At 43.8% G+C, this 26,145-nt stretch carries 32 protein-coding genes and 4 pseudogenes; 27 read left to right on the top strand and 9 right to left on the bottom strand.

Annotated features, from left to right (window positions below; genetic code table 11):
* A pseudogene (locus B4H32_RS04100) lies at positions 1-153 on the top strand (toluene tolerance protein); the annotation flags it as partial.
* A 42-nt stretch (positions 154-195) separates the two neighbouring features.
* On the opposite strand, the gene B4H32_RS04095 reads toward B4H32_RS04100, so the two are convergent.
* The 3 genes from B4H32_RS04095 to recG all read right to left on the bottom strand — a co-directional run bounded on the left by B4H32_RS04095 (position 196) and on the right by recG (position 4,151).
* Positions 196-1,212, bottom strand: coding sequence for a CorA family divalent cation transporter (locus B4H32_RS04095; protein WP_286800155.1), 1,017 nt, complete (start codon positions 1,210-1,212; stop codon positions 196-198).
* Between the two features lie 217 nt (positions 1,213-1,429).
* The gene (locus tag B4H32_RS04090) at positions 1,430-2,113 is read right to left on the bottom strand and encodes an amidophosphoribosyltransferase (RefSeq protein ID WP_010589144.1); all 684 of its coding nucleotides are present in this window, start codon (positions 2,111-2,113) and stop codon (positions 1,430-1,432) included.
* Positions 2,106-4,151 carry an ATP-dependent DNA helicase RecG gene (gene recG / locus B4H32_RS04085; RefSeq protein ID WP_286800150.1) on the bottom strand — a complete coding sequence of 682 codons (2,046 nt, stop codon included), beginning with the start codon at positions 4,149-4,151 and terminating at the stop codon, positions 2,106-2,108. The genes B4H32_RS04090 and recG overlap by 8 nt, the downstream gene beginning before the upstream one ends.
* A gap of 18 nt (positions 4,152-4,169) precedes the next feature.
* Here recG and B4H32_RS04080 point away from each other — a divergent pair, with 18 nt between their 5' ends.
* Together B4H32_RS04080 and B4H32_RS04075 are read left to right on the top strand one after the other, a co-directional pair.
* On the top strand, positions 4,170-4,988 hold the full coding sequence (locus B4H32_RS04080) for an NAD-dependent epimerase/dehydratase family protein (protein WP_286800148.1): 819 nt from the start codon (positions 4,170-4,172) through the stop codon (positions 4,986-4,988).
* 122 nt (positions 4,989-5,110) lie between these two features.
* Positions 5,111-5,458, top strand: a pseudogene (locus B4H32_RS04075) (hypothetical protein).
* 88 nt (positions 5,459-5,546) lie between these two features.
* Here B4H32_RS04075 and plsB read toward each other — a convergent pair.
* Complete coding sequence (gene plsB, locus B4H32_RS04070) at positions 5,547-8,102, bottom strand: glycerol-3-phosphate 1-O-acyltransferase PlsB (RefSeq protein WP_286800140.1); 2,556 nt, start codon at positions 8,100-8,102, stop codon at positions 5,547-5,549.
* Between the two features lie 357 nt (positions 8,103-8,459).
* On the opposite strand from plsB, the gene B4H32_RS04065 reads away from it, so the two are divergent.
* Positions 8,460-9,332 carry an acyl-CoA thioesterase gene (locus tag B4H32_RS04065; protein ID WP_004678615.1) on the top strand — a complete coding sequence of 291 codons (873 nt, stop codon included), beginning with the start codon at positions 8,460-8,462 and terminating at the stop codon, positions 9,330-9,332.
* 134 nt (positions 9,333-9,466) lie between these two features.
* Positions 9,467-10,708 (top strand): dicarboxylate/amino acid:cation symporter, encoded by a 1,242-nt coding sequence (locus B4H32_RS04060; RefSeq protein ID WP_004683286.1) that lies wholly within the window; start codon positions 9,467-9,469, stop codon positions 10,706-10,708.
* Between the two features lie 43 nt (positions 10,709-10,751).
* Here the strand turns inward: B4H32_RS04060 and yihA are convergent, their stop codons facing one another.
* The 5 genes from yihA to B4H32_RS04035 all read right to left on the bottom strand — a co-directional run bounded on the left by yihA (position 10,752) and on the right by B4H32_RS04035 (position 16,249).
* Positions 10,752-11,528 carry a ribosome biogenesis GTP-binding protein YihA/YsxC gene (yihA, locus tag B4H32_RS04055; protein WP_004683281.1) on the bottom strand — a complete coding sequence of 259 codons (777 nt, stop codon included), beginning with the start codon at positions 11,526-11,528 and terminating at the stop codon, positions 10,752-10,754.
* 74 nt (positions 11,529-11,602) lie between these two features.
* Positions 11,603-12,055, bottom strand: a complete 453-nt coding sequence (locus tag B4H32_RS04050; RefSeq protein WP_286800103.1) for an RrF2 family transcriptional regulator — start codon at positions 12,053-12,055, stop codon at positions 11,603-11,605.
* Between the two features lie 79 nt (positions 12,056-12,134).
* Positions 12,135-13,346 carry an NO-inducible flavohemoprotein gene (gene hmpA, locus B4H32_RS04045; protein ID WP_262573208.1) on the bottom strand — a complete coding sequence of 404 codons (1,212 nt, stop codon included), beginning with the start codon at positions 13,344-13,346 and terminating at the stop codon, positions 12,135-12,137.
* A gap of 142 nt (positions 13,347-13,488) precedes the next feature.
* Positions 13,489-15,036, bottom strand: coding sequence for a helicase HerA-like domain-containing protein (locus tag B4H32_RS04040; RefSeq protein WP_286800099.1), 1,548 nt, complete (start codon positions 15,034-15,036; stop codon positions 13,489-13,491).
* 19 nt (positions 15,037-15,055) lie between these two features.
* Positions 15,056-16,249 (bottom strand): PLP-dependent transferase, encoded by a 1,194-nt coding sequence (locus tag B4H32_RS04035; RefSeq protein WP_004797523.1) that lies wholly within the window; start codon positions 16,247-16,249, stop codon positions 15,056-15,058.
* Positions 16,250-16,416: 167 nt separating this feature from the next.
* On the opposite strand from B4H32_RS04035, the gene B4H32_RS04030 reads away from it, so the two are divergent.
* From B4H32_RS04030 to rplO, 22 genes and pseudogenes are all read left to right on the top strand, one after another.
* On the top strand, positions 16,417-17,145 hold the full coding sequence (locus B4H32_RS04030; RefSeq protein ID WP_004678598.1) for a type 1 glutamine amidotransferase: 729 nt from the start codon (positions 16,417-16,419) through the stop codon (positions 17,143-17,145).
* Positions 17,146-17,371: 226 nt separating this feature from the next.
* Positions 17,372-17,683 carry a 30S ribosomal protein S10 gene (rpsJ, locus tag B4H32_RS04025; protein ID WP_000070912.1) on the top strand — a complete coding sequence of 104 codons (312 nt, stop codon included), beginning with the start codon at positions 17,372-17,374 and terminating at the stop codon, positions 17,681-17,683.
* A gap of 57 nt (positions 17,684-17,740) precedes the next feature.
* A complete protein-coding gene (gene rplC, locus B4H32_RS04020) occupies positions 17,741-18,379 on the top strand; it encodes a 50S ribosomal protein L3 (protein ID WP_004777442.1) in 639 nt (212 codons plus the stop codon).
* Positions 18,380-18,390: 11 nt separating this feature from the next.
* Entirely contained in the window at positions 18,391-18,993 is a 603-nt protein-coding gene (gene rplD, locus B4H32_RS04015; RefSeq protein ID WP_004683274.1) for a 50S ribosomal protein L4, read from the top strand.
* Positions 18,990-19,310 carry a 50S ribosomal protein L23 gene (gene rplW, locus B4H32_RS04010; RefSeq protein WP_004678592.1) on the top strand — a complete coding sequence of 107 codons (321 nt, stop codon included), beginning with the start codon at positions 18,990-18,992 and terminating at the stop codon, positions 19,308-19,310. Before rplD ends, rplW begins: the two co-directional genes overlap by 4 nt.
* Before the next feature lie 11 nt (positions 19,311-19,321).
* A complete protein-coding gene (rplB, locus tag B4H32_RS04005; protein ID WP_286800089.1) occupies positions 19,322-20,146 on the top strand; it encodes a 50S ribosomal protein L2 in 825 nt (274 codons plus the stop codon).
* Between the two features lie 13 nt (positions 20,147-20,159).
* A complete protein-coding gene (gene rpsS, locus B4H32_RS04000) occupies positions 20,160-20,435 on the top strand; it encodes a 30S ribosomal protein S19 (RefSeq protein ID WP_004678590.1) in 276 nt (91 codons plus the stop codon).
* Positions 20,436-20,446: 11 nt separating this feature from the next.
* Complete coding sequence (gene rplV / locus B4H32_RS03995; protein ID WP_004683272.1) at positions 20,447-20,776, top strand: 50S ribosomal protein L22; 330 nt, start codon at positions 20,447-20,449, stop codon at positions 20,774-20,776.
* A gap of 1 nt (position 20,777) precedes the next feature.
* A pseudogene (rpsC, locus tag B4H32_RS03990) lies at positions 20,778-21,597 on the top strand (30S ribosomal protein S3).
* Positions 21,537-21,950, top strand: a complete 414-nt coding sequence (rplP, locus tag B4H32_RS03985) for a 50S ribosomal protein L16 (protein ID WP_004683271.1) — start codon at positions 21,537-21,539, stop codon at positions 21,948-21,950. Before rpsC ends, rplP begins: the two are co-directional and overlap by 61 nt.
* Positions 21,950-22,147, top strand: coding sequence for a 50S ribosomal protein L29 (rpmC, locus tag B4H32_RS03980; RefSeq protein WP_000849927.1), 198 nt, complete (start codon positions 21,950-21,952; stop codon positions 22,145-22,147). Before rplP ends, rpmC begins: the two co-directional genes overlap by 1 nt.
* A complete protein-coding gene (gene rpsQ / locus B4H32_RS03975) occupies positions 22,144-22,401 on the top strand; it encodes a 30S ribosomal protein S17 (RefSeq protein ID WP_004678586.1) in 258 nt (85 codons plus the stop codon). The genes rpmC and rpsQ overlap by 4 nt, the downstream gene beginning before the upstream one ends.
* Before the next feature lie 92 nt (positions 22,402-22,493).
* Complete coding sequence (gene rplN, locus B4H32_RS03970) at positions 22,494-22,862, top strand: 50S ribosomal protein L14 (RefSeq protein WP_004657680.1); 369 nt, start codon at positions 22,494-22,496, stop codon at positions 22,860-22,862.
* Between the two features lie 9 nt (positions 22,863-22,871).
* Positions 22,872-23,189, top strand: coding sequence for a 50S ribosomal protein L24 (rplX, locus tag B4H32_RS03965; protein WP_004760650.1), 318 nt, complete (start codon positions 22,872-22,874; stop codon positions 23,187-23,189).
* Positions 23,190-23,204: 15 nt separating this feature from the next.
* Positions 23,205-23,741 (top strand): 50S ribosomal protein L5, encoded by a 537-nt coding sequence (gene rplE / locus B4H32_RS03960; RefSeq protein ID WP_004678582.1) that lies wholly within the window; start codon positions 23,205-23,207, stop codon positions 23,739-23,741.
* A 9-nt stretch (positions 23,742-23,750) separates the two neighbouring features.
* Positions 23,751-24,056, top strand: a complete 306-nt coding sequence (gene rpsN, locus B4H32_RS03955) for a 30S ribosomal protein S14 (protein WP_286800086.1) — start codon at positions 23,751-23,753, stop codon at positions 24,054-24,056.
* 11 nt (positions 24,057-24,067) lie between these two features.
* Positions 24,068-24,463, top strand: a complete 396-nt coding sequence (rpsH, locus tag B4H32_RS03950; protein WP_004678580.1) for a 30S ribosomal protein S8 — start codon at positions 24,068-24,070, stop codon at positions 24,461-24,463.
* 13 nt (positions 24,464-24,476) lie between these two features.
* Complete coding sequence (gene rplF, locus B4H32_RS03945) at positions 24,477-25,010, top strand: 50S ribosomal protein L6 (RefSeq protein ID WP_286800085.1); 534 nt, start codon at positions 24,477-24,479, stop codon at positions 25,008-25,010.
* Between the two features lie 14 nt (positions 25,011-25,024).
* Positions 25,025-25,375, top strand: coding sequence for a 50S ribosomal protein L18 (gene rplR, locus B4H32_RS03940; protein WP_004683268.1), 351 nt, complete (start codon positions 25,025-25,027; stop codon positions 25,373-25,375).
* A gap of 2 nt (positions 25,376-25,377) precedes the next feature.
* A complete protein-coding gene (gene rpsE / locus B4H32_RS03935; protein WP_004678577.1) occupies positions 25,378-25,875 on the top strand; it encodes a 30S ribosomal protein S5 in 498 nt (165 codons plus the stop codon).
* A 6-nt stretch (positions 25,876-25,881) separates the two neighbouring features.
* Positions 25,882-26,058: a 50S ribosomal protein L30 gene (gene rpmD / locus B4H32_RS03930; RefSeq protein ID WP_000849088.1), complete on the top strand. Its 177-nt coding sequence runs from the start codon at positions 25,882-25,884 to the stop codon at positions 26,056-26,058.
* 3 nt (positions 26,059-26,061) lie between these two features.
* Positions 26,062-26,145 (top strand): annotated as a pseudogene (gene rplO / locus B4H32_RS03925) (50S ribosomal protein L15); the annotation flags it as partial.

The following is a 26,145-nucleotide window of genomic DNA, read 5'->3' as shown; positions in this document are numbered from 1 at the left end:
CTTGAAAATGGTAATACCTTATCTTTGGCGGTATTGGTGCAGTGGTTGCGTCAGACACCTGAAAATAAAGGGATGCATTTTAAAAATGTGTCTGAGAAGATGTTGAAAATCATCCAAGCCTGTCATTTGCAAGATGATTTGAAATTGATTTGAAAAAAGTCTTGTAATAAAAAAGCACCGCAAGGTGCTTTTTTATTAAATCCATTTCTTCCAGCGGAAATAAAGTGTTGGTCCAGTTAAAAATGTTAAAACCAATGTAATCACAATCCAAAAGCTTGTATCCCCTTGCGCAAAAGGCAAAACATCGGTGTTCATGCCATAAATACTGGCAATTAACATCGGTGGCGCAAGCATACTTGGTAAAATTGAGAAACGTTTAAAGGTCTCATTCATTTCAGTATTTGCAAAACCAGTGGTGATATCGAGTAAGAATTTAAGTTTTTGAAACAGGAACGCATTATGTTCTAGTAAAGAACGAACATCCTCACTCATTTCTCGAATATCTGCATCATATATATGGCTACCCAAGGCGCGAGGACGTGACAGAAAAGACAACACACGACGTAAGTCTGTAAGACAGAGTTGTGCTTTTCCCAACATATCTTCTTGATGCGCGAGGTTTGTGATCATGTCGTCAAGATCAAGAATTTGTTCACGGTGATGATCATTCAGGACTTCTGCAGAATACTCTTCGAGATAACGGTGGGTGTCTTCTAAGATATCTGAAAGTTCATCTAGTTTAGCTTCCAATAAGCCCAATAAAATCCAAACAGGATCTTTATAATCCATTTCATAATCATTACGTCTCGCTCTTGCTCGAAATGCTCGAAATGCGACTAATTTTTCACCACGGAGTGTGATGAGTCGGTTTTTCTCAAGCAAGAAAGCAACTGTATGTACGGTTGCTGCAAGGGTATTTTCAAGATCTTCTTGTTCTCGATCTGATTGGAAATTTTTATTCTTGGTGAGAAAGTAAGTGCTGATATGTAAAATACTTTCATCATCACGATAAAAACGTGCTGATGAGGAAATGTCTTCAAGTGATTTTAGGGTGGGTAGATTGCGATCGTAGGCCTCGAGAACCCATTGTTGTTCTTCTTGGGAGGGCGCAATTAGGTCAATCCAAACCAACTCTGGGTGTAGATCAAATCCACCATTGATTGTTGCATCTTCTAGACTACCGCGCTCTGTGGCATAAAAGGCTTCAAGCATGTCTTTTTTCCTCGCGCAGTCAATATAAGGCCTTCTGCATTTTACAGAAAGTCAGCGTGTATTTTAGACAAGGATGAAACGAAAAACACTTGCCTAAACGTTATTTTGTTAAAAATCTTGTTACATAGTCTACTTTAGCAGCATGACAGTTATATAAAACGGTTTTAATTGTATAAATTCTATTTGGATGATCAGTCCACAATATTGGCACCACTGACTAAAGAGGTGGTGATTCCATGGTGTCAGCAAAACCTTGTAAGCTAGACTCACGATGTTGTGCGGCCGCCAAACACACACTATAGATTTGTTGGCAGCCGATTTGTTCCAATGCCTGTGACAAGGCGGTAATGGAACTTCCCGTAGTCACCACATCATCCACAATCAGCACTTTTCGATAGCGGATTTTTCCTGATGGATTGCTAATAAATTGCTGCTCAATGTCTTCCAGCCTCTCCAGACGCGAAAAGCCTTTTTGTGAGTGTTGTGCCAGACGTTGTACAGGCTGCCAGACAGGAATATTCAGGTTATGTGCCAGTGCTTTGGCCAGTAACAGGGTTTGGTTAAAACCTCGCTCTACCAAACGATCTGTGGAAATTGGCATTGGCACAATGGCCTGAACTCTGGGAAGTTTGAGTTGTAGCAACAGGCCATTCAATAAACGTTGATGATGCAGTTTTTGCTCATATTTAAACTGTTGAATAATGCGGTCAATCGGATATTGATAATGACAGGCAACAAATACCTGTTGCTGGTTACGGGTAATGTGCTGTTTCAACCACGGCAGTTGTTGCCAGCAATTGTGACAAACACCAAAATGCTGTTTGATCCCAATGTCACACAGGCTACATGGCGTGCAATAATCAAAAACCTGTTGGACGGATGTGCCAAGTAATTTAAACATAAGCGTATCTTGGAGCTTCAGGCAACCAGCGTTTGAGCAGGCCGTCAGCATGTTGTGGATAATCCTTGAGGATTTGTGCCGCCACATAATGTGCCTGGCTGAGTAAATGGTCATCACGTTCCAGACGCGCCACGCGAAAGCCGATATCGCCTGTCTGTTTGGTGCCCAGCAACTCACCTGGACCGCGAATTTCAAGATCCTTTTCAGCAATCACAAAGCCGTCATTGCTTTCCCGTAAAATTGAAAGGCGTTCCTGTCCATTCTGTGACAATGGAGTTTTATAGAGTAGGGCGCAGAAACTTGCGGTTGCGCCCCGACCCACCCGCCCACGGAGCTGATGCAGTTGCGACAGCCCCAGCCGTTCTGCATTTTCAATCACCATGATGGATGCATTGGGTACATCCACGCCGACCTCAATCACCGTGGTGGCAATCAGTAATTGTAATTGATTGTCCTTAAAGGCCTGCATAACCGACTGTTTTTCATCTGCTTTCATTTTACCATGCACCAGCCCAATGTTGATGTCTGAAAAACGCTCTTTAATTTCCTGATAGGTGGCCTCGGCCGCCTGTGCATCCAGCGTTTCAGACTGTTCAACCAGCGTACAGACCCAATAGGCCTGCTTGCCCTCCCGACAATTGCTTGCGATACGTTGCAGAACCTGCTCGCGCCGATCCAGTGGAATAGTCACTGTTTGAATGGGGGTACGTCCTGGTGGCAGTTCATCAATGATGGAGGTGTCCAGATCACCATAGGCACTCATCGCCAGCGTGCGAGGAATGGGGGTTGCGGTCATCACCAGCTGATGCGGCGTGAACTGGTCTGCACCTTTGTTGCGTAGAGCAAGCCGTTGATCAACCCCAAAACGGTGCTGCTCATCAATAATCACCAGACCGAGTTTGGAAAACTCGACATTGTCCTGAAACAGTGCATGAGTGCCCACAATCAGCTGCGCATGACCTTGCTTGATCTGTTGTTCGGCCTGAGCACGTGCCTTACCTTTCTGTTTGCCTGACAGCCATGCCACCTCAATGCCCAACGGTTCAAACCAGCGTTTAAAGTTTAAGTAGTGCTGCTCGGCAAGAATCTCCGTCGGTGCCATCAAGGCCACCTGCCAGTCCGCTTCCAGCGCATGACAGGCAGCGACTGCAGCAACTAGGGTTTTACCTGCCCCGACATCACCCTGTACCAGACGCAACATTGGCTGATCCTGTTTGAGGTCGTGCAATATTTCTTTGGAAACCCGTTTCTGAGCGTTGGTCATCTGGAATGGCAGACCATCCAGTAAGTGCTTTGCCAAAACCTTGCTGCTGTTAAAACGTGGGGCGGCAATCTGGCGGATATAGGCACGGCGCGTCAACAAACTGACCTGATGGGCAACCAGCTCCTCAAAAATCAGGCGTTGCTGTGCGGGGTGGGACCCCTGATTGAGCTGCAACATATTGGCATCCGTTGGCGGCTCATGGATGTAATGCAGAGCCTCTTTCAACTCATAGCCGTTACTGTATTTTTTAGGCAGCAGTTCAGCTAGCTCATCACTATGGTACTGTAAAGCCTGACGTACATATTCCCGTAGTTTGGGCTGGGTCAGGCCCTCGGTACTTGGGTAGATTGCGGTAAGCTGGGTTTTGGGTAAGGCATTATGTTGCTGGATCACCTGAATTTCAGGGTGATACAGTTCCAGACCGCGTGCACCGACCCGAACCTCGCCAAAAATCCGCAGGCGTTGTCCAATCTTGATGCGGTCGGTCAGACCCTTGTAAATATGATAAAAACGTAAAGTGACCTTGCCAAAATCATCCTGTAGCAATGCCGCCAGTGACTTCTTTTTGCCGGGTGGAAAGTCAACAGACCTGACTTCACCCTCAAGCAGGTAACTGCGCCCAACCACCAACTGATTCATTGGAATAATCGTGCTACGATCTTCATAGTCACGAGGAAGATGAAATAACAAATCATCCGTGCTAAAAATATGAAGCTTTTCTAATAGGGTTGCTGCGGCGGCACCAACACCTTGTAATTGCTGGACTGAAGTCATCTCTATTCAAGGGTGTATATGCATATTTTATTTATTGGTTATGGTAAAACATCTCAGCGCGTTGCTAAACACTTATTTGAGCAAGGTCACCACATTAGCACAATTAGTCGCAGTGCAAAAACAGATTGTTACGCGACACATGCGATACAGGATATTCACCAGCTCGACCTCAGCACATTTGCTCCGATTGATGTGGTCTATGTGCTGCTTGCCCCGTCACAAGCTGGGATTGAGGCCTACCAGCACACCTATGTGGACAGTGTTGAGCCAATCCTCAAGGCCTTAAAGTTACATCCTGTTCAGCGCATCATCATTGTTTCTTCGACACGAGTCTATGGTGAAAATGCAGGGGAGAGGATTGATGATGAGTCATTGATCCAGCCTGCCGATGAGCAGGGCAAGCTGTTACGGAAAATGGAGTTGTTGTGGCAGATGCATTATCCACAGCAGAGCATCATCGTTCGTCCAACAGGGATTTATGGAACATCAGTGGCCCGTCTGCAACGAATGGCTGAGCAAACATCAACCTACCCAGCCATTCATTTGAGTAACCGTATCCATATTGATGATTTGGCAAGGTTTTTGGCTCAACTTATGGATGTGGAGAATGCACAGCCCAGCTATATCGTCACCAATAACATGCCTTTACCCATGCATGAAATCCTGCTCTGGTTCCAGCAACAGCTTGATTTGCCTGCGTTGAGGTTGCTCTCTGAACAGCAGACAGGGAAACGCATTTATGCCACCAGACTGATGGAAATGGATTTTAAATTTGACCATTTGATTTGCTTTAATGACTATGCGGCGGCCTTGTCGGCACATGGCAATCCAGAATAATTCGATCAAACTGCAAGTGTTGTGATGCGGAATATGGCCTTTATTACCATTGGATGTCAGTGTATCTTCAGGATGGCTTGAATGATGCACAGAGTTTGCAGCAAAGTGGGCAAAGGTCAGCGATGAAAAAAATAATATATACAGTGCTTCTCGGATGGATTGCGACAAACAGTTGGGCGAGTGAACAGGTCTGCTGTGTATTTGACCCTGTGGGGACTCAGGGCGATATTAGCCGCAGGTTGCAGGATATTCACCTGTATGCACAGCAAAGTCAGGTCCAGTTGAAATTTAAAACCTTTCAAATCAGCAAGGTTTCCCCCGTTAAACAACAAGAGAATCGGGATTCTTGAAAACAATCCGCCACAACAGGCATTGGTGCAGAGGGCTATGAGGCATTGTTGGCAAAAATCCGTAACCGCTATGTCGATTCAGGTTACTACGATGCCTATTTTATTGACCTGATCAGATGACTGCGTTGTCTGGACGATCTGCAATATCTAAAGTGTCGGAAATAAAAATACCTCAAAGCGAAGTTGCTTTGAGGTATTAATTGCAATATTAAGCTTTTTTACGTTTCAAGCGGCGTTTGGCCTGTTGTGAAGCCATTGCCTCCAGCGCTGTCGCCAGTTCCTCATCACTGAATGTGGTGATGTGCTGCAACATCTGCAAGGTCGCTTCGTCAAGCACCAACTGGGCACCTGCTGCCATTTCACTAAAGTTGTCATCATATTCAATCAAGCCCTGTTCATTATTGCGAATATAATTCTGCTGAGTCAGCACTTTAATAAAGCTTTGGAACAGTGCCTTGTCAAAGAACTCTGGTGAGTTGAACTCGTACAGTACAGACAAACGTTGACCCAATAAATGGCTCAGCTCCTCAACCTGTTTGGTGGAGATATTGCCAGAACCACGCTGGGTAATCAGCGCAAGCGTCATGTAGTAACGTTCCAGGCTCTGTTTCACAGGCAATCCCAAGGTCACAAGTTTCTGGTGTTCTTCGCTATTTGGTGTTGGGCTGAACAGGTTGCCATCATGGTCCTGAAAGATCAGGCCAATCTGTACCAGCGCATTGATGTAGCTATCAATATGCTGTTGCAGTTCAGCTGGCTGCCATTTCATGAACAGTTCAGCTTTCAGGAATGGATACAGGGTACGGATGACGTTGCTTAAATCGGTCTTGTTAATTTTACCGTTGTGCTCAACCAGTGACGCAACCAGTGATGGTAGTACGAAAGCATGCAGGATATTGTTGCGGAAATAGGTGAGCAAGACCGCCTGATTGTCCTCAATTGCAATAATATCGCCCAACACATGCTGTACGCGCTTGATCAGTTTGAGCTTCATGCCATAGGCAATGATTTCCTTGCCCGATAATGAGGTGACTTGAGTGCGCTCATCATAAGGTTGCTGGGTGGCCAGATCACGGTAAATGTCGAGCTGTTTTGCACAAATCTCCTCATCCAGCGTATGTTTTGGCGTTGCCAACAAGATCAGCGAAAGCAGGGAAACAGGGTTGATCACCACCGCACGGTTGATGTTTTCCAGAATCAGGTTGGCTGAGCTTGACACCACACTGGAAATTTCTGCTGGAATTGGCGCATCATTTTTTTCGATCTGAATTTTATCTGCATTATGCTGCTTTAAAATATCATCAAGGAAAACAGGTTCACCAAAATTGACGTGTACCTTGCCAAAAATTCTTTCAATTTTACGTAAAGTTTTGACGATGCCAAAAATTGATTCTGCTTCTTTTGGCTTACCCTGCATCTCACCGACATAAGTTGAACCTTCCATCAGGCGTTCGTAGCCGATATATGTTGGAACAAAAACAATTGGCTTGGCGCGACCGCGTAAATGACCATGAATGGTCATTGCAAGCATGCCTGTCTTCGGTGGTAGCAAGCGACCGGTACGTGAACGACCACCTTCAATGAAGTACTCGATAGGCGTATTGCGTGATAGAATGCTGTATAAATATTCTTTGAGTACAGATGTATATAGTGCATTTCCGCGGAAAGATCGGCGTATGAAAAATGCACCACCTCCACGTAATAACTGACCTACAAAAGGTAGGTTTAGGTTATCACCCGCAGCAATATATGGAATCATCAAGCCACGTTTGTAAATCACATAAGACAGTAATAAATAGTCAATATGGCTACGGTGGCATGGTGTGTAAATAATTTCATAGTCTTTCGCAAGTTCGCGAACTGTACTGAAATTATGAACTTCAACGCCGTCATACAGTTGTGTCCATAATCGTGTTAAAGCCATATCTGCGAAGCGTACTGCTGACGCTGAATAATCAGAAACGATTTCATTGACATAGCCAATTGCGCGGCGTTCTGCCTCAAGCATGCTGATTTTATGCTGAATGCTTTCACGACGGATGGCATCCTGTACATCGGGTGCCTTAATGATAGACTGCATCACGTTGCGGCGGTCTGACAAGTCAGGCCCAAGTACGACTTCGCGTTGCTGGTCTAGGTAGCCATCTAGTGAACTTGCGATATACGTGGCAGGAGAGATGTTTGGATGATGTCTCTTGGCATAATCTACCAGTTCACGCAAGGATTGCGGTGCATGGAACTCTAAATAAGACTCACGACCATGTAGACCAATATTGACCAGTTGTTTGACTGTCCCAGGCGTTGCCCAAGTATCGGAGAACAACAGTTTAAACCATGAATCCTCTTTATCTGGTGAACGTCCCCAAAGTACTGTAACGGGAACTAATTGAACATCTACTTCTTGATTTTGTTCTAATGCTTCGATCAACTGTAGAAGGCGTGGGGGATATGTTTGAGTATTAAAAAAGTTATTTTCATTTTGATGTAAAAATAGAATCGAGTTTTTTTCATGATAAGTTCCAAAACTCATGGCATCTAAAGCTGGCTTTAGATGAAGGCGACGCGTTTCACCATCAACTACCAAAGCATTACTACGTGAATAATTTTGTAGTACATAGCAAATCACTTTATTTGAATCTGGTGTGCTTTGCTCAGTTGTTGTTGATTCTGTAGGAACTTCACCAAGAACATGTGGGGTGACCACAAGGTCAAGTAACTTACTCGAAAGTTGGCGATACATTTGACCAAATCCAGTCTTGGACATTACAGACTCCTAAATCATAATCCTGACAGTAAGCCATGATGAGCACGACATTCTGCGTTATTCTGAGATAAAACGATATGTTATTTTCTGACAAAATATAGCGTATTTGGTAGATTTTATCGTTAAAAATCGTATTTTTAGCGGTTATAAATAAGAATAACGTGACGGACAAATCATTTTATCCTGAGTATATTTATGGGAATTTATGGCACAATCAAGTCAGGTTGCTCATGACGGTTGATCTGAATTGTCCTGACTTTGCCCTGTGCATGAGCTAGAAACAGTGTTTTATTGTGGCACTATAACTGTCCTTATGCCTGGGTTGATTTCTCCTCATTGGTGTTGGAAGGTGGTTACATGAATGCTTTGACTCAAGAACTGGTTGAACTTTTGACTTTGGAAAAGTTGGAAGAACATATTTTCCGAGGCAACAGCCGCAATCTGGTCGGTAAACGGGTATTTGGTGGGCAGGTGCTAGGGCAGGCGTTAAGGGCCGCATCCTATACTACAGATCGTCCAGCACATTCGTTGCATGCTTATTTTTTATATGGTGGTGATGTCGATGCACCGATCATTTATGAAGTTGATCCATTGCGAGATGGTAAAAGTTTTGCAAGTCGACAAGTGCGTGCGATCCAACATGGACGTACAATTTTTTCGGCGATGGTATCTTTTGCCAATCAAGAAGAAGGCTTAAATTATCAACATAAAGAACCAGAGTATCCGAGTCCTGAAGAGCTGAAGTCTGAGAAAGAATTAAAAGAAAGTATGCTCAATTTCGTTCCAGAAAATGCACGCACCAGTTTTATGCGCGAACGTCATGTGGAAATCAGACCAACTCGACCAGTTAATCCTTTTCAGCCGCAGCCTGAAGCACCATATTATGCGCACTACATTCGTACCCATGATCGTATTGCAGAAAATGTTGATGACGTGTCATTACATCAAGCCATCGTTGCATTTTATTCAGACTTTACTTTGATGACCACCGCACTGCGTCCACACGGGTTATCTTGGATTTCGCCAAATTTACAATGTGCAAGCATTGATCACACCATTTATTTCCATCGCCCGTTACGTGCTGATGATTGGATGCTTTACGATATGGAAGCAACGATTAGTGCTAGTTCACGTGGTCTTAATTTTGGACGCATGTGGCAGAATGGTCAGCTGGTATGTAGCACTGTACAAGAGGGGTTAATTCGATTGAGAGAAATTGAAACCCAGTAAATTAGAGCTGAAAAACTCAAATTAAAGCCATCGTTTAGATGGCTTTTTTGTCATAAGGTTGTGAGAAAAATTGCTCGATTCTTCAATATGAGCGTGCCATAGTATCCATAAGCTAAAATATTTTATTAATCAGCATGAATTTAAATACACAAATTCTAATCGCAGCCGTACTGGGTGTTATATATGGGTTCTTCTTAACTTTGTATCCGCAGACTAGTTTTGCTGAACATAGTTTGTATGGGTTGGGGATTTTAAGCAGTATTTTTATTGGTTTACTAAAAATGTTGCTCATCCCACTTATTTTTAGTTCGATCGTTGTAGGTGTTTCAAATTTACAGGCTGGTGGACAATTTGGACGAGTTTGGAAAATTACAGCATTGAGTTGTCTCACGACAACAACCTTAGCTTTGATTTTAGGAATCAGTTGTGCACATCTATTTGAAGTAGGCAAAGGCGTAGATATTCAAATCTTCCAAGAAGCCATGCAAAACCACCAGACGCCAGATACGCTGACGCCTTCAAGCTTTCTGACCAGTTTTATTCAAAATACCTTGATCAATCCTTTTAAAGCATTGAGTGAGGGTAATGTACTTGCAGTTGTGGTTTTTGCGTTATTCCTTGGAGTCGCATTAGTCAAAGGGGGTGAAAGCTTTAGCTTGGTTCGCAATACCTGCCAACAATTCTTTGTTATGATGATGATGCTTGTGGGTTGGGTGATGAAGCTAGCGCCAATCGGTATTTTTGCGCTGCTGGCTAAATTGATCGCGACCGAAGATCTTTCCGTATTAAGTCGTTTAGTGGAATTCGCAGTGGTTGTCACAGGAACAACGATTTTCCACGGTGCTGTTGTTTTGCCGGCATTACTTTGGATTTTTGGCAAAATGAATCCAATCACTTTCTTTAAAGGTGCACGTACTGCTTTGGTCACTGCATTTGCGACCAGTTCAAGTTCCGCGACGATGCCACTCAGTATGAAATGTGCACAAGAAAATTTAGGTGTGCGACCACAGACGGCAGGATTTGTGATTCCTTTAGGAACACAATTAAATATGGATGGTACTGCACTTTATGAGGCAGCTGCCGCTTTATTTATTGCAAATTTGATGGGCTTGGACTTGAGTTTAACACAGCAAATTATTGTATGTTTAACTGCCATGATTGCTTCATTGGGAGCACCAGGTATTCCCAGCGCAGGTATGGTGACCATGATTATGGTTTTACAATCAGTTGGTTTGCCTGCGGAAGCGATTGCGATTTTATTACCGATTGATCGAGTATTAGATACTGTACGAACAGTAGTGAATGTACAGGGGGATATGATGATCAGCGTTGTTGTTGATCGTTATGCTAAGCAAGCAGAAGTTGAATCAAGTTGATGCGATTTAAAAAATAAAAAAGCAGGAGAAGACTCCTGCTTTTTTATTCTTCTACGTCTATTTCTGAAGCTTCTGGGATCTGATCAAGGTCAAATTCTGCTGGTTGATCAAGTGTGAAATTTAAACGACCACCCATGACGCTTGCCAATTCTTCTAAACCAATTCGATTGAGTGAAGAGAATAATTGAATTGAGAAATCAAGTTTCATTTTCTTCAACTGCTGCTTAATTTCTAATAGTACTTTATTGGCAGGGCCACGGTTTAATTTATCTGCTTTAGTCAGCAGGATATGCACAAACAAATGACGTGAATGTGCCCATTCCAGCATCATTAAGTCAAAGTGTTGTAATGGATGTCGGATGTCCATCAAAAGTACCAAGCCTTGTAAGCTTTTACGATGGATTAGATAGTTCTCAAGTTCTTTCTGCCATACGATTTTCATGGCTTCAGGGACGGCTGCATAACCATAACCTGGTAAATCGACCAAACGTTGATCTGGACTACCTAAGCTAAAAAAGTTAATCATTTGCGTGCGCCCAGGTCTTTTTGAAGCGCGCGCGAGTTGCTTTTGATTGGTTAAAGCATTAATTGCACTCGATTTTCCTGCATTGGAACGACCTGCAAATGCGATTTCATAACCTGTATCTTCTACGCACAAATCCAGTTTAGGTGCACTCATCAAAAATTCAGCTTGGCGTAACCAAGTCAAAGACTGCACTGCATACGCGGTTACAGCAGGATCAGTCTTTTTTTCATAACTGATTTTTTGTTTAGGTGCGAGTTTGGCTTTGGTGTCTTTCGATTTTTCACTACGACGCATAGAAGCTTACTTTTTGAATTGAAATAGCAACGACTATTATAAAGGATGTGAGAGATTCGTGCGAATCTTGATGTTTAGGCTTTTTGAACGAGTTGTAAAAAATCAATATTTGAATTTGTAGAAGAGGGAAGAATGCCATATTGCACCACTTCGCCAAGTGTATATTGATCTAGGCTTTGATAAAAACATTCTAAAGCTTGATCCAAAATATTTTTCAGTCCGCAATGAGAGCGTAAAACACAAGGTGGTGTATTACATTCTACGATTTGATGATTGCCTTGTAAGATACGAACAATTTCACCTAGTTTTAAACTTTTGGCTTCTGGATTTAAACGAAGTCCACCGCCTTTGCCGCGAATCGTTACAATCCAATGCTGTTTTCCCATGAAGTGAACGATTTTCACTAAATGGTTTTGGGATACATGCAAGTCCCGTGCAATATCTGCAATCGTATACGGTACATCACTCGGACGAGCGACATACATTAAAATTCTGAGTGCATAATCAGTAAACTTATTGAGTTGCATGGGTTTTCACTCAATTTATTGCTTTAAACAGAAAAGGCTAGTCTAACATAGACTAGCCCTATGCAAAACGCAGCAACGATTAGCTGAGTTTTACGCCACCCGTACCGAATGCTTCGCTATGGATATTTTCAGCAGGGATGCCACGAGCAACTAAAGCTTTATGTTGCTCTGCCATAAATGGCATTGGACCACACAGATAATAGTCTGCATTGGCTGGCAGTAAAGCGGCATCCATTGCCGCTAAATCCAGACGGCCAGCAACGTCATAATCTTCACCTAGCACATCACTTTCATGTGGAAACTCATAAGCAGTGAATGTGCTCAGACGTGGATATTTTGCTTTTAGTTCATGGATATGCTTTTTCATGGCATGCACTTGGCTGCTGCGGCAAGCATGAATAAAGCTTACAGGTTGCGGCATATCTAAAGTCACCAATTGATTGAGCATTGCAATCATTGGCGTTAAACCTACACCACCACTAATAAATACATTACGTTTGCTGCTATCAATTAAATAGAAGTTACCTGTTGGTGCAGACACCTCAATTTCTGAACCCTCAGCTAAGCTATGCAACGTACTAGATACCCAACCACCTGCTAACTCACCTTTTTCATCTTCACGTTTAACTGAAATACGTAAGTAATCTGCTTGAGGGCTGGTTGAAAGCGTATATTGACGTGGTTGTCTTAAATTGAGTTCAGGCACAAACACGCGAACCGAAATATATTGACCTGCTTCATATTTTGGTAATTCACCACCATCTACAGGTGCTAGATAGAATGAAGTAATTTCATCGCTTTCAACTACTTTTTTGGCAATTTTGAAATTACGCCAGCCTAACCAACTGCCTTTGGTTTGTTGATGTTGATCATAAATGGCTTTTTCAGTGCTAATAAATAAGTCAGCTAATTGACCATAAGCGGCAGCCCATGCATCAATCAATGGATCTTCCATCGAGATATTCAGTACTTCACTGATAGAGTGCAGTAGATTCTCACCCACAATACTGTAATCAGGTGATTGAATATTCAGGCTGACATGCTTATGGGCAATGAGTTCAACCACAGGCAACAGCACAGATGGGTCCTCAATATTTTCCGCATAAGCTAGTACAGCACCCGCAAGTGCTTGTGCTTGTGCACCACTACGTTGATGCCCCATATTGAAGGTTTCTTTTAATTCAGGGTTATTACCTAACATACGGTTGTAAAAGTAACCAGTGAGTGCCACACCATTTTCACGGAGTACAGGTACAGTTGCTTTTACAAGGTCAATTTGCTGCGGAGTCATGGGTGATCTCTCTTGGCTATCATTTATAATATGTATTTAAAATATACCTTATAGAATTTATTTGCAAGACCTGTTTTGACTAAAACCATAAAAAAATAGGGGATAAATGATTATCCTCTGATTTTTCAAATAATAAAGATTTTTATTTGCCAAATAACGAACCCAGTAAACCGCGAACGATCTTTTGACCTGTGCTACCGCCTAAACTTCGTGCTGCACTTTTGGCAAAAGTTCCCACAATATCTTGGGTGAGTTTTTCACGATCTCGTTGTGCTTTCTCTGCGGCTTTTTGTTGCTCTTTCGCAAAGCGTTCTTGTTCTTTCGCCTGTTGTTTGGCTAAAGCATCTTGTTCTTTGCTTTGCTGCTTTTCTAACTCATCTGCCTGTTTCTGTTGAGACTGTTGTAGCACTTTCTTTTGCAACATTTCATAGGCACTGTCTCGATCCACGGCTTGGTCGTAGACTCCCGCCACAATACTTTGCCCAATAATCACTTGGCGTTCTTCTGGCGTGATTGGTGTAAATGAAGAGTAAGGTGGCATGACCCAACCGCGCTCTACAATTTGCGGTGTCCCTTGTTCATCTAAACAACTAATTAATGCTTCACCTACAGCAAGTTCGGTAATCGCTTGATCAACTTTAAATTCGGGATTGGCTCGAAAGGTATCCGCTGCGGTTTTGACCGCCTTTTGATCTTTTGGGGTAAAGGCACGTAGCGCATGTTGCACACGGTTACCCAGTTGGCCCAAAACGCTTTCAGGCAAATCCAGTGGGTTTTGGGTAATAAAATAAATCCCCACACCTTTGGAGCGAATCAGGCGGACCACCTGTTCAATTTTTTCTTGTAGCGCTGCACTGGCATTATCAAACAATAAATGCGCTTCATCAAAGAAGAACACCAGTTTAGGCTTGTCCATATCACCCACTTCAGGGAGCTGTTCAAACAGTTCAGAGAGCATCCATAACAGGAATGTGGCGTATAGTTTAGGGGTATTCATTAATTTATCCGCAGCCAGAATATTGATATAACCCTGACCTTGCGTATCGGTTTGAATAAAATCGAGGATATTCAGGCTGGGTTCACCAAAAAATTGTTCTCCACCTTGATCACCTAACGCCAATAAATTACGTTGAATCGCCCCAAGACTAGCAGGAGAAAGATTGCCATATTCGGCTTTTAATTCGGCTGCATTTTCGCTGACATAGGTCAGCATTGCTTTAAGGTCTTTAAAATCAATCAGCAATAAGCCCTGATCATCGGCAATGCGGAAAACTGCCGAGAGCACACCCTCCTGGGTGTCATTCAGATTCAGCATCTGCGCCAACAATAACGGACCAATTTCTGAAATGGTGGTGCGAATTGGATGACCCTGCTGACCAAACAAATCCCAGAACATTACGGGTGATGCAGCAAAAGGCACCGATTCAATGTTTAGTGTTTTGAGACGTTCACCAAACTTGGGACTGCTTACACCTGCCTTGGCTAAACTGGAAACATCTCCTTTTGCATCAGCCAAAAACACAGGCACCCCGAGACGGGAGAAACTTTCAGCAAGCACCTTGAGCGTCACGGTTTTACCTGTGCCTGTCGCCCCTGCAATCAAACCGTGGCGGTTTGCAAATTGAGAATGTAAAACAATATCTTGTGTTGTATCTGTGGTTTTTTTAGCAATAACGATTGGTGTACCCATGCTTCACCTATTCTTGATCTCATTCGAGCTGTTTTAGTGCGTTTTGAATATCTTGGATTAAATCTTGTGGATGTTCTAGTCCTATACAGAAGCGAACCAATAAACCTTGTTGTAAATGTGTATTTTCAAGCGTACGCATCTGTTCTAAATCATAAAGCATAACCAGGCTGACAGGGCCGCCCCAACTAAATCCCAACTTGAATAAGTTTAAGCTATCGCAGAATTTTCGAATCGCAGTAATATCAAATTCAGGTTTAAAAATAACACTGACCAAGCCTGCACTTTTGCCTGTGGTGCAAACCTCTGTCCAGAATGAATGACCTGCGGAATCTGGATGGGCTGGATGCAGTACCTGAGTGAATTGGGGTTGGTGTTTTAACCAGTCTAATAAGGCCAAGGCACTTTTTGACTGCTGTTCATAACGCAGTGACATATGCGCCAGACTACGCTGGATTTGTGCGGTATCATCACCTGAAACGGAGATACCTTGAGTGGCATGCATGCGATAGAGCTTGTGATGTAACTGTTGATCACAGGTCACGACTGAACCCATGAGAATATCGCCGCCGCCACTTGGGTATTTGGTGAGTGCATGCACGGTGATATCGACCGCTAAATGTTCATCAGAAAAATCAAAGGCATTAAAAGCCAGTCCTGCACCCCATGTGTTATCCAAAACAGTCAAAACATTGGCTTGTTGCGCTTTTCTAACCAGATTTTTTAAATCGGGAAATTCCAGCGTGACTGAACCTGCTGCTTCAAGCCAGATCAGTTTACTTTTTTCTGTTGGCTGAAAGCTATTCGCATCAATTGGGTTGTAAATCTTGACCTGAATGCCATAGCGGTCTTGCAGATTCTTTAAGTGTTCCAGATTCGGGCCATAAATATTATCTGCAACCCAAACTTCATCACCTGAGCTTAAAAAAGCACTGTTTACCAAATTAATTGCAGATAATCCGCTTGGAGCAAGTAGGCAATATTTTCCACCCTCAATCTGGGCAATATTGTCGGCTAAGGTGAAAGTGGTTGGAGTACCATGTGTGCCATAACTATAGTCGTAGGGATCGGTCCAGTGACGGTCAAAAAGGTGCGCCGTGGTTTTAAAAATAATCGTTGATGCACGAAATAGGGGAGGCTGGATGGTTTCTATGTATTGGGGAGCTTGGCGTGGTGCATGGATAAGATCGGTCTGAGCATGATTATGTGTCGTCATGGGGCAAAATCTAGGCAATATAATGGTTTAGGTTAAGAGAAAATACACAATCCTGCCAGTGGTTTGCATATTTTGTACAGAATCGGTACAGAGTGGGGAGTTAGCACAAAACTGGCTTTATTTTTGCTAAGACTAATTATCATTCTAACGATAACAGGTTTTGGCGCATGAAGTCGCATTTAAGAGTGCATTATTTTCAGCACATTGCAGGTGAGGGTTTTGGAAGTTGCTATAGCTTCCTGAAAGCACATAAAGCAAAAATTACCGCTACAGAATTCTTTGCTTTGCCCGTCGATTTACCCCTTGAGTTGGAGGCATTGCCCCGTGTGGATGAGGTTGACCTGTTGATCATTATGGGTGGAACCATGAGTGTCAACGACGAGGCAAACTATCCGTGGCTCAGGCTGGAGAAACGCTGGCTGCGTCGCTATCTGGCCGCAGGCAAGCCTGCGATAGGGTTGTGTCTGGGTGGGCAGCTCATTGCCAATGCACTGGGCGCGGCGGTGAGTCGTAATCCTCAGCAGGAACTGGGCTGGATGGATGTAGGGAGGGCATCTTCCGTTCCAGAAGATTGCTTCCAAATTCCCGAGAAGATTAACATTATGCAATGGCATAGTGAAACCTTTGAAATTCCTAAAGGTGGTGTGCGTCTAGCGGAAAACAGGGTGTGTCGTAACCAGCTTTATCAAATAGGACGGAATGTTCTGGGTTTCCAGTTCCACCCAGAAATGACACCACATGCATTACAGCTATTGATTGAAAATGAGGAGGATATGGCAGTATTTAAGGGGGAGTATGTGCAATCCATTGCAGAGTTGAAAAAATCCAATCAAAGCAAATTTGAACAGGGCAATACCCTGCTGAATCAGGCGATTGACTATGTGGTGAGCGCATAGGCGGGCTTTAAAACCAAAAAAAGAAAAGAAGAATTGCATAAGACTTAAACAGTCGCTATAATGGGCGACCCTCAAATGGAGGGCGTTTTCTACGAAGAAAGTAGTCAACGCATTACAGTCGTGGCATCGATCACGACCTTAGTGAATTTCACTGCCCTTGACACTTGCCGAAAGGTGAGGTGCGTCATGGGTGATTCTTTATATATTTGGCTTGGAGTTTACTGGTATGTCTAACCAGAGAATTCGTATCCGTTTGAAGTCTTTTGATCATCGCCTGATTGATCAATCTGCTCAAGAGATCGTAGAAACCGCTAAGCGTACTGGCGCACAGGTGTGTGGTCCAATCCCGATGCCTACTCGCATCGAACGCTTCAACGTTCTTACTTCACCACACGTCAACAAAGACGCTCGTGATCAGTATGAAATCCGCACTTATAAACGCTTGATCGATATCGTTCAACCAACAGATAAAACTGTTGATGCATTGATGAAGTTGGATCTTGCTGCTGGTGTTGATGTTCAGATCGCTTTGGGTTAAGGCTTTCGGTTAATTAACTCTAAGTTAATTAGGCCGCTTTTTTAGAGGTTTATGCACATGGCTATTGGTTTAGTCGGTCGCAAATGTGGTATGACTCGCATCTTTACTGAAGCAGGTGTTTCTGTTCCAGTAACAGTGATCGAAGTCGATCCAAACCGCATTACGCAAATCAAAACACTTGAAACTGATGGTTATCAAGCAATTCAAGTAACTACTGGTGAACGTCGCGAATCGCGCGTAACTAACGCTCAGAAAGGTCACTTCGCGAAAGCGGGTGTTGCTGCTGGTCGTTTAGTTAAAGAGTTCCGTGTTACTGAAGCTGAGCTTGAAGGTCGTGAAGTTGGTGCTTCTATCGGTGTTGATTTGTTCACAGTTGGTCAAATTGTTGATGTAACTGGTCAATCAAAAGGTAAAGGCTTCCAAGGTGGTGTTAAGCGTTGGAATTTCCGTACGCAAGATGCTACTCATGGTAACTCTGTATCTCACCGTGTATTAGGTTCTACAGGTCAAAACCAGACTCCTGGTCGCGTGTTCAAAGGCAAGAAAATGGCCGGTCACTTAGGTGATGAACGCGTAACAGTTCAAGGTCTTGAAATTGTATCTATTGACGCTGAACGTTCTGTTTTAGTTGTTAAAGGTGCTGTTCCTGGTGCAACGAATGGTGACGTGATTGTACGTCCTACCATCAAAGCGTAAGGTGAAATAGAATGAATTTAAAAACTGTTTCTGGCGCTGCGGTTGAATTATCAGAAGTTGCTTTTGGTCGTGAATTTAACGAAGCTCTTGTACATCAGGTTGTTACAGCTTACCTAGCTGGTGGCCGTCAAGGTACTCGTGCTCACAAATCACGTGCAGATGTTTCTGGTGGTGGTAAAAAGCCATTCCGTCAAAAAGGTACTGGTCGCGCTCGTGCGGGTTCTATTCGTAGCCCAATCTGGGTTGGTGGTGGTAAAACTTTTGCTGCTCGCCCACAGGATTGGTCTCAAAAAGTAAACCGTAAGATGTATCGCGGTGCAATGCAATGTATTTTGGCTGAACTTGTTCGCCAGGATCGTCTTGTATTGGTTGAAGAGTTTGCTGTTGCTGCTCCTAAAACCAAAGACTTGCTTGCTAAATTGAACGACTTGAATGCAACTCGTGCATTGATCGTTACAGATGCTGTAGATGAGAACTTATATCTTGCAGCGCGCAACCTTCCACACGTTGATGTGGTAGATGCAACTGCAATTGATCCTGTTAGCTTGATCGCATTCGATAAAGTTGTCATGTCTGTAGCTGCTGCTAAGAAAATTGAGGTAGAACTCGGATGAACAACGAACGTCTATATCAAGTCCTACAAGGACCAGTATTCTCAGAAAAAGCACAAGTTTTAGGTGATACTGCTGGTGTTCAGGTGTTTAAGGTTGCATTAAATGCAAACAAGCTTGAAATCAAGAAAGCAGTTGAACAACTCTTTGGTGTTGAAGTTGTTAAAGTAAACACAACAATCACCAAGGGTAAAGCAAAACGCTTTGGTAAGACATTGGGACGCCGTTCTGATGTTAAAAAAGCATACGTCACCCTGAAAGCTGGCCAAGATGTTGAAATGGCTGACTTGGGCGATACCGCTGACAACGCAGCGGAATAAGGACGAAAATTATGCCAATTCAAAAATGTAAGCCAACGTCTCCAGGACGTCGCTTTGTAGAGAAAGTGGTTCATGACCATCTTCACAAAGGCGCGCCTTATGCACCGTTGGTAGAAGCTAAAAAACGTACTGGTGGTCGTAATAACAATGGTCACATCACTACACGTCACGTGGGTGGTGGTCATAAACAAAACTACCGTATTGTTGACTTTAAACGTAACAAAGATGGTATTCCAGCGACTGTAGAGCGCATCGAATACGATCCTAACCGTACAGCTCATATTGCTTTATTGAAATATGCTGATGGTGAACGTCGTTACATCATTGCACCTAAAGGCTTACGTGCTGGTGATAAAGTACAATCTGGTAATGATGCTCCAATTCGTCCAGGTAACTGCTTGCCACTTCGCAATATGCCAATCGGTTCTACGCTTCACAACCTTGAACTTAAAATCGGTAAAGGTGCTCAATTAGCACGTTCTGCTGGTACTTCAGTTCAATTGTTGGGTCGTGATGGTTCTTACGCTATCGTTCGTTTACGTTCTGGTGAAATGCGTAAAGTACACGTTGAATGTCGTGCTGTAATTGGTGAAGTTTCTAACCAGGAAAGCAACCTACGTTCATTGGGTAAAGCTGGTGCTTCACGCTGGCGTGGTGTTCGTCCTACCGTACGTGGTATGGCAATGAACCCAGTTGACCACCCGCACGGTGGTGGTGAAGGGCGTAGCAAGGGTATTCAACCTGTAAGCCCATGGGGTCAAAAAGCGAAGGGGTACAAGACACGTACCAATAAGCGTACGACTAAGATGATTATTCGCGACCGTCGCGTCAAGTAAAGGAATCTGACTAATGCCTCGTTCATTAAAAAAAGGTCCATTCGTCGACGCGCACCTGTTCGCTAAAGTTGAAGCGGCAATTGCTGCAAACAACCGTAAGCCGATCAAAACTTGGTCACGTCGTTCAATGATCCTGCCAGACTTTGTTGGTTTAACAATTTCTGTTCACAATGGCCGTAACCACGTTCCAGTGATTATCACTGAACACATGGTTGGTCATAAACTAGGTGAATTCGCGCCAACTCGTACCTATCGTGGTCACGGTGTTGATAAGAAGTCTAAACGTTAATAGGTGCTATGATGGAAGTAACTGCAAAATTACGCGGTGCCGCTATCTCGGCACAGAAAGCACGTTTAGTTGCTGATTTGATCCGTGGTAAATCGGTTGCGCGCGCGCTAGATATTTTAAACTTCAGCAACAAGAAAGCGGCTGTGCTTGTGAAAAAGGCACTTGAGTCTGCAATCGCCAATGCTGAACACAACAACAGCTTAGATGTTGATGACCTTAAAGTAACTACGATCTACGTTGATGAAGGCATGAGCCTTAAACGTATCCTGCCACGTGCCAAAGGCCGTGCAGACCGTATTACTAAGCGTACTTGTCACATCACCGTTAAGGTAGGGGTTTGATATGGGTCAGAAGGTTCATCCAATCGGTATCCGCCTGGGTGTTGTGAAACGCCATAACGCTAACTGGTATGCGAGTCCGAAACAATACGCTGAATACTTGCTTAAAGATCTTCAGGTTCGTGAGTTTTTAACTAAAAAACTTAAGAACGCGATGATCAGCAATATTCTTATCGAACGCCCTACAGGCGCTGCTAAAGTAACAATTAGCACTGCTCGTCCTGGTATCGTGATCGGTAAAAAAGGCGAAGATATTGAGAAATTACAGCGCGAACTCACCAATATTATGGGTGTTCCAGCTCAAGTTAGCATCAATGAAATTGATCGCCCAGACTTGGACGCACGTCTAGTTGCTGAAGCTATCGCTTCTCAATTGGAAAAACGTGTAATGTTCCGTCGTGCTATGAAACGTGCGGTTCAAAACACCATGCGTGCTGGCGCAAAAGGTATCAAAGTTGAAGTTTCTGGCCGTTTAGGTGGTGCAGAGATCGCTCGTACCGAATGGTATCGTGAAGGTCGTGTACCTTTGCATACGCTTCGTGCGGACATCGACTATGCAACTATGCGTGCAGAAACAACTTACGGTACGATCGGCGTTAAAGTATGGATTTTCCGTGGTGAGATCCTGGGTGGCATGAAACAAGTCATGAACCCTGCTCCTGCTGAAGAACGTCCAGCTAAACGTGGTCGTGGTCGTGGTGAAGGTCAGGAACAACGTCGTGGACGTCGTAATGACCGTGCTGCTGACAAGGGAGAATAATCCATGTTGCAACCTAAACGTACCAAATTCCGTAAAATGCACAAAGGCCGTAACACTGGTCTAGCGCATCGTGGTAGTACAGTATCATTTGGTTCGATTGCAATTAAAGCAACTGAACGTGGTCGCATGACTGCGCGTCAGATTGAAGCTTGCCGTCGTACCATTAGCCGTCGTATTAAGCGTGGTGGTAAAATCTTCATCCGCGTATTCCCAGACAAACCAATTACCGAAAAACCATTAGAAGTTCGTATGGGTAAAGGTAAGGGTAGCGTGGAATACTGGGTGTGTCAGATTCAGCCAGGTAAGATCCTGTACGAAATTGAAGGTGTGAGCGACGAGTTGGCGCGTGAAGCTTTTGAATTGGCTGCCGCTAAACTCCCGTTTAAAACCACTATCGTGACTCGGACGGTGATGTAATGAAAACTAAAGATCTACGTGAAAAGTCGGTAGAAGAGTTGAAAGCGTTGCTTGATGAGCAACAGCTTAACCAATTCCGTCTTCGTATGGCGAAAGCAACTGGTCAACTAGGCAAATCGCACGAAGTGCAAATTGCTCGTAAAACAATTGCTCGTATTAAGACACTCCTTACCGAAAAACAGGGGAACGGACAATGAGTGAAAAAACAGTCCGCACGTTAACAGGCCGTGTTGTAAGCGACAAAATGGACAAGTCTATTGTTGTGCTTATTGAACGCCGTGTTCAACACCCGTTGTATGGCAAATCAATCCGCCGTTCAACTAAACTACACGCTCATGATGAGAACAATGTTGCTAAAACTGGCGACTTGGTGACCATCAAAGAAAGCCGCCCAATTTCTAAAACTAAAGCTTGGGCTTTAGTGGAAGTCGTTGAAGCAGCTGCTGAGTAATTAGACGTTCTTGTTGCATCATCGGACAATTTCGAGTACTCTTTGAGCCTTTCGAAATTGCGACCGGTGATGCTCGGTTTTGGAGTAGGGCAATGATTCAAACCGAAAGTATGCTCGACGTAGCAGACAACAGTGGTGCACGCCGCGTACAATGTATCAAAGTACTAGGTGGTTCACATCGTCGTTATGCTTCTGTTGGCGACATTATTAAAGTTACTGTAAAAGAAGCAATTCCACGCGCACGTGTTAAAAAAGGTGACGTGATGAATGCTGTAGTTGTTCGTACAAAATTTGGCATCCGTCGTCCAGACGGTTCAGTGATTCGTTTCGACGATAACGCTGCTGTTATTTTGAACAACAACAAGGCTCCGATTGCGACTCGTATCTTCGGACCAGTGACTCGTGAACTTCGTACTGAACAGTTCATGAAAATCATTTCATTGGCTCCTGAAGTTCTATAAGAGGCAATCATGGCTAAGATTAAAAAAGGCGATCAAGTAATTGTGATCGCAGGTAAAGAAAAAGGCAAACAGGGTACTGTTTTGTCTGTTTCTGAAGACCGAGTTAAGGTTGAAGGCCTTAATTTAGTGAAGAAGCATCAAAAACCAAACCGTGCTACTGGCGCTGAAGGCGGCATCGTAACACAAGAGGCGACGCTTCATATTTCAAACGTGGCAATTTTTAATGCTACAACCCAAAAGGCTGACCGTGTTGGTTACCAAACGATTGATGGCGTGAAAACTCGCGTTTATAAATCGAATGGTGAATCAGTGGCGGCAGCGAAGTAATAGGTTGAAAAGGCAATGGCCAGACTTAAAGCACGTTACAATGACGAACTTAAAGCGAAGTTAAAAGAAGAACTTGGCATTAAGAATGTGATGGAGATTCCTCGCATCACTAAAATCACCCTGAACATGGGTGTAGGCGCAGCTGCAACTGATAAGAAATTATTAGAAGGTGCTGTAGCTGATATGCAACTCATTGCTGGTCAAAAGCCAGTTGTGACCCTTGCGCGTAAATCAATCGCTGGTTTCAAAATCCGTGATGGTTGGCCAATTGGTTGTAAAGTTACTTTACGTGGCGACCAGATGTACGAATTCCTGGATCGTTTGATCTCGATCGCAATCCCTCGTATCCGTGACTTCCGTGGTTTTTCTTCAAAATCATTTGATGGTCGTGGCAACTACTCAATGGGCTTAAAAGAGCAGATCGTTTTCCCAGAAATCGATTTTGATAAAATTGATCGTATCCGTGGTTTAGACATCACGATTACGACCACTGCTCGTAGCGATGACGAAGGCCGTGCGCTTATGCGTGCATTCGGCTTCCCGTTCAAATAAGAGGTCGATATGGCTAAGAAAGGTATGATTAATCGCGAATTGAAACGCGAAAAGACAGTTGCTAAATACGCTACAAAACGTGCTGAATTAAAAGCAACGATTGCAAACGTAAATGCTTCTGATGAAGAACGTTTCGAAGCGATGATGAAGTTACAGGCATTACCACGTAATGCATCTCCAGTACGTCTTCGTAACCGCTGTGGTTTAACTGGTCGTCCTCATGGTTACTTCCGTAAGTTCGGCTTAAGCCGTAACAAATTACGCGATACAGTAATGCAGGGTGATGTACCAGGCGTTGTTAAAGCAAGCTGGTAAGGAGCGACTAAATGAGTATGCAAGATACCGTTGCCGACATGCTAACCCGTGTTCGTAACGCACAAATGGCAAAGAAACAAACTGTTTCTATGCCTTCTTCTAAGTTGAAAGTTGCGATTGCAAACGTACTTCAACAAGAAGGTTATATTTCAAATGTAGAAGTGGCTCAAGAAGAGACAAAATCTACTTTGACTATTACGTTAAAATATTTCGAAGGCAAACCAGTTATCGAAGTGGTTAAGCGCGTAAGCCGTCCAGGTCTTCGCCAATACCGTGGTAAAGATAAACTTCCAAGCGTTAAGCAAGGTTTAGGTATTGCAATTGTTTCTACAAGCAAAGGCATCATGACTGATCGCGCTGCACGTGCTGCGGGCATTGGTGGTGAAGTTATTGCTTTTGTTTCTTAATAGGTGATTCCTCATGTCTCGTGTGGCTAAAGCCCCAGTAACTGTACCTAATAGTGTAACAGTTACTCAGAACGGCCGGCAGGTCGAAGTGAAAGGCAGCAAAGGTACATTGTCTTTCAGCCTGCATGCGCTGGTCGAGCTTAAACAGGAAGAAGGTAAACTTCAACTTGCTCCAGTGAAAGAGTCGAAAGATGCCTGGATGCAGGCTGGTACTGCTCGCGCTGTATTGAATAACCTTGTAAAAGGTGTTAGCGAAGGCTTCGAACGTAAGTTACAGCTCGTTGGTGTTGGTTATAAAGCTGCGGTGAAAGGTGACGTTGTTAACCTGGCACTCGGTTACTCACACCCAATTGACTATGCTTTACCTGAAGGGGTAACAGCGGAAACTCCAACTGCGACTGAAATCATCCTGAAATCAGCAAACAAGCAGTTGTTAGGTCAAGTGGCAGCGGAAATCCGTGCGTACCGTTCTCCTGAACCATATAAAGGTAAAGGTGTTCGTTATTCGGATGAAGTTATTCTTCGTAAAGAAGCTAAGAAGAAATAAGGCGCGAGGTTCTTATGAACGAAAAGAAACAATCCCGTTTGCGTCGTGCGAAAAGCACACGCTTGCACATTCGTGCATTGGGTGCGACTCGTTTGTGTGTCAACCGCACGCCGCGTCACATCTATGCACAAGTTATCTCAGCAGATGGTGGCAAAGTTTTAGCGCAAGCTTCAACTTTGGATGCATCATTGCGTAGCGGTGCGACTGGTAACATCGATGCAGCAACAAAAGTTGGTGCTTTAATCGCAGAACGTGCGAAAGCAGCAGGTGTAACGAAAGTTGCATTTGATCGTTCTGGTTTTAAATATCATGGTCGTATCAAAGCCTTGGCTGATGCTGCTCGTGAAAACGGCTTGGAGTTCTAATCATGGCTAAAGTTGAACAAAACGAAGGTCTTGTTGAAAAGCTGGTTGCCGTTGATCGTGTAGCCAAAGTTGTTAAGGGTGGTCGTATCTTCTCTTTCACAGCATTAACTGTTGTGGGTGATGGTAATGGTCGCGTCGGTTTTGGTCGTGGTAAAGCGCGTGAAGTTCCAGCTGCTATTGCTAAAGCACTTGAAGCTGCGCGTCGTAACATGATTACTGTTGATCTTGTTAACGGTACTGTACAACACCCTATTAATGCTCGTCACGGTGCAAGCCGCGTTTACATGCAGCCTGCTTCTGAAGGTACTGGTGTAATTGCTGGTGGTGCTATGCGTGCAGTTCTAGAAGCTGTTGGCGTACATAACGTATTGACAAAATGCTATGGTTCTACAAACGCTGCTAACGTAGTTAACGCAACTTTTAAAGGTTTGCGTGATATGACTTCTCCTGAGAAAGTCGCTGCGAAACGTGGTCTTTCAGTAGAAGAAATTCAAGGGTAATCAATCATGAAAACGATTAAAGTTACCCAGACTAAATCTTCTTCGCATCGTTTAAAAAATCATAAACTTTGCTTACAAGGTCTAGGTCTGCGTCGTATTGGTCATACTGTGGAAGTGCAAGATACGCCTTCTAACCGTGGTATGATCAACAAAGTTTACTATATGGTTAGTGTAGAGGAATAAGCCATGACTCTGCGTTTAAATGAACTTGCGCCTGCTGAAGGTGCTAAGCGTGAAAATCGTCGTCTGGGTCGTGGTATCGGTTCTGGC

Origin of the sequence: Acinetobacter sp. UBA2063, from assembly GCF_002333245.1 — a bacterium.
In the GTDB taxonomy this organism is placed as follows: Bacteria; Pseudomonadota; Gammaproteobacteria; order Pseudomonadales; family Moraxellaceae; genus Acinetobacter; species Acinetobacter parvus.
The sequence above is the reverse complement of the archived record's forward strand: the minus strand, read 5'-3'. Positions and strand labels throughout refer to the sequence as shown.

Coding starts and splice junctions, on each gene's coding strand:
- rplP (WP_004683271.1), top strand. CDS start 21,537: ATGTTGCAACCTAAACGTACCAAATTCCGTAAAATGCACAAAGGCCGT.
- B4H32_RS04040 (WP_286800099.1), bottom strand. CDS start 15,036: ATGGGTACACCAATCGTTATTGCTAAAAAAACCACAGATACAACACAA.
- rplF (WP_286800085.1), top strand. CDS start 24,477: ATGTCTCGTGTGGCTAAAGCCCCAGTAACTGTACCTAATAGTGTAACA.
- recG (WP_286800150.1), bottom strand. CDS start 4,151: ATGACTTCAGTCCAGCAATTACAAGGTGTTGGTGCCGCCGCAGCAACC.
- B4H32_RS04050 (WP_286800103.1), bottom strand. CDS start 12,055: ATGCAACTCAATAAGTTTACTGATTATGCACTCAGAATTTTAATGTAT.
- B4H32_RS04065 (WP_004678615.1), top strand. CDS start 8,460: ATGAATGCTTTGACTCAAGAACTGGTTGAACTTTTGACTTTGGAAAAG.
- rplN (WP_004657680.1), top strand. CDS start 22,494: ATGATTCAAACCGAAAGTATGCTCGACGTAGCAGACAACAGTGGTGCA.
- B4H32_RS04060 (WP_004683286.1), top strand. CDS start 9,467: ATGAATTTAAATACACAAATTCTAATCGCAGCCGTACTGGGTGTTATA.
- rpmD (WP_000849088.1), top strand. CDS start 25,882: ATGAAAACGATTAAAGTTACCCAGACTAAATCTTCTTCGCATCGTTTA.
- B4H32_RS04090 (WP_010589144.1), bottom strand. CDS start 2,113: ATGTTTAAATTACTTGGCACATCCGTCCAACAGGTTTTTGATTATTGC.
- rpsE (WP_004678577.1), top strand. CDS start 25,378: ATGGCTAAAGTTGAACAAAACGAAGGTCTTGTTGAAAAGCTGGTTGCC.
- rplE (WP_004678582.1), top strand. CDS start 23,205: ATGGCCAGACTTAAAGCACGTTACAATGACGAACTTAAAGCGAAGTTA.
- yihA (WP_004683281.1), bottom strand. CDS start 11,528: ATGCGTCGTAGTGAAAAATCGAAAGACACCAAAGCCAAACTCGCACCT.
- rplW (WP_004678592.1), top strand. CDS start 18,990: ATGAACAACGAACGTCTATATCAAGTCCTACAAGGACCAGTATTCTCA.
- rplV (WP_004683272.1), top strand. CDS start 20,447: ATGGAAGTAACTGCAAAATTACGCGGTGCCGCTATCTCGGCACAGAAA.
- rpsS (WP_004678590.1), top strand. CDS start 20,160: ATGCCTCGTTCATTAAAAAAAGGTCCATTCGTCGACGCGCACCTGTTC.
- rpmC (WP_000849927.1), top strand. CDS start 21,950: ATGAAAACTAAAGATCTACGTGAAAAGTCGGTAGAAGAGTTGAAAGCG.
- B4H32_RS04095 (WP_286800155.1), bottom strand. CDS start 1,212: ATGCTTGAAGCCTTTTATGCCACAGAGCGCGGTAGTCTAGAAGATGCA.
- rpsQ (WP_004678586.1), top strand. CDS start 22,144: ATGAGTGAAAAAACAGTCCGCACGTTAACAGGCCGTGTTGTAAGCGAC.
- rplD (WP_004683274.1), top strand. CDS start 18,391: ATGAATTTAAAAACTGTTTCTGGCGCTGCGGTTGAATTATCAGAAGTT.
- rpsJ (WP_000070912.1), top strand. CDS start 17,372: ATGTCTAACCAGAGAATTCGTATCCGTTTGAAGTCTTTTGATCATCGC.
- rplC (WP_004777442.1), top strand. CDS start 17,741: ATGGCTATTGGTTTAGTCGGTCGCAAATGTGGTATGACTCGCATCTTT.
- hmpA (WP_262573208.1), bottom strand. CDS start 13,346: ATGACTCCGCAGCAAATTGACCTTGTAAAAGCAACTGTACCTGTACTC.
- plsB (WP_286800140.1), bottom strand. CDS start 8,102: ATGTCCAAGACTGGATTTGGTCAAATGTATCGCCAACTTTCGAGTAAG.
- B4H32_RS04035 (WP_004797523.1), bottom strand. CDS start 16,249: ATGACGACACATAATCATGCTCAGACCGATCTTATCCATGCACCACGC.
- B4H32_RS04030 (WP_004678598.1), top strand. CDS start 16,417: ATGAAGTCGCATTTAAGAGTGCATTATTTTCAGCACATTGCAGGTGAG.
- rplR (WP_004683268.1), top strand. CDS start 25,025: ATGAACGAAAAGAAACAATCCCGTTTGCGTCGTGCGAAAAGCACACGC.
- B4H32_RS04080 (WP_286800148.1), top strand. CDS start 4,170: ATGCATATTTTATTTATTGGTTATGGTAAAACATCTCAGCGCGTTGCT.
- rpsH (WP_004678580.1), top strand. CDS start 24,068: ATGAGTATGCAAGATACCGTTGCCGACATGCTAACCCGTGTTCGTAAC.
- rpsN (WP_286800086.1), top strand. CDS start 23,751: ATGGCTAAGAAAGGTATGATTAATCGCGAATTGAAACGCGAAAAGACA.
- rplX (WP_004760650.1), top strand. CDS start 22,872: ATGGCTAAGATTAAAAAAGGCGATCAAGTAATTGTGATCGCAGGTAAA.
- rplB (WP_286800089.1), top strand. CDS start 19,322: ATGCCAATTCAAAAATGTAAGCCAACGTCTCCAGGACGTCGCTTTGTA.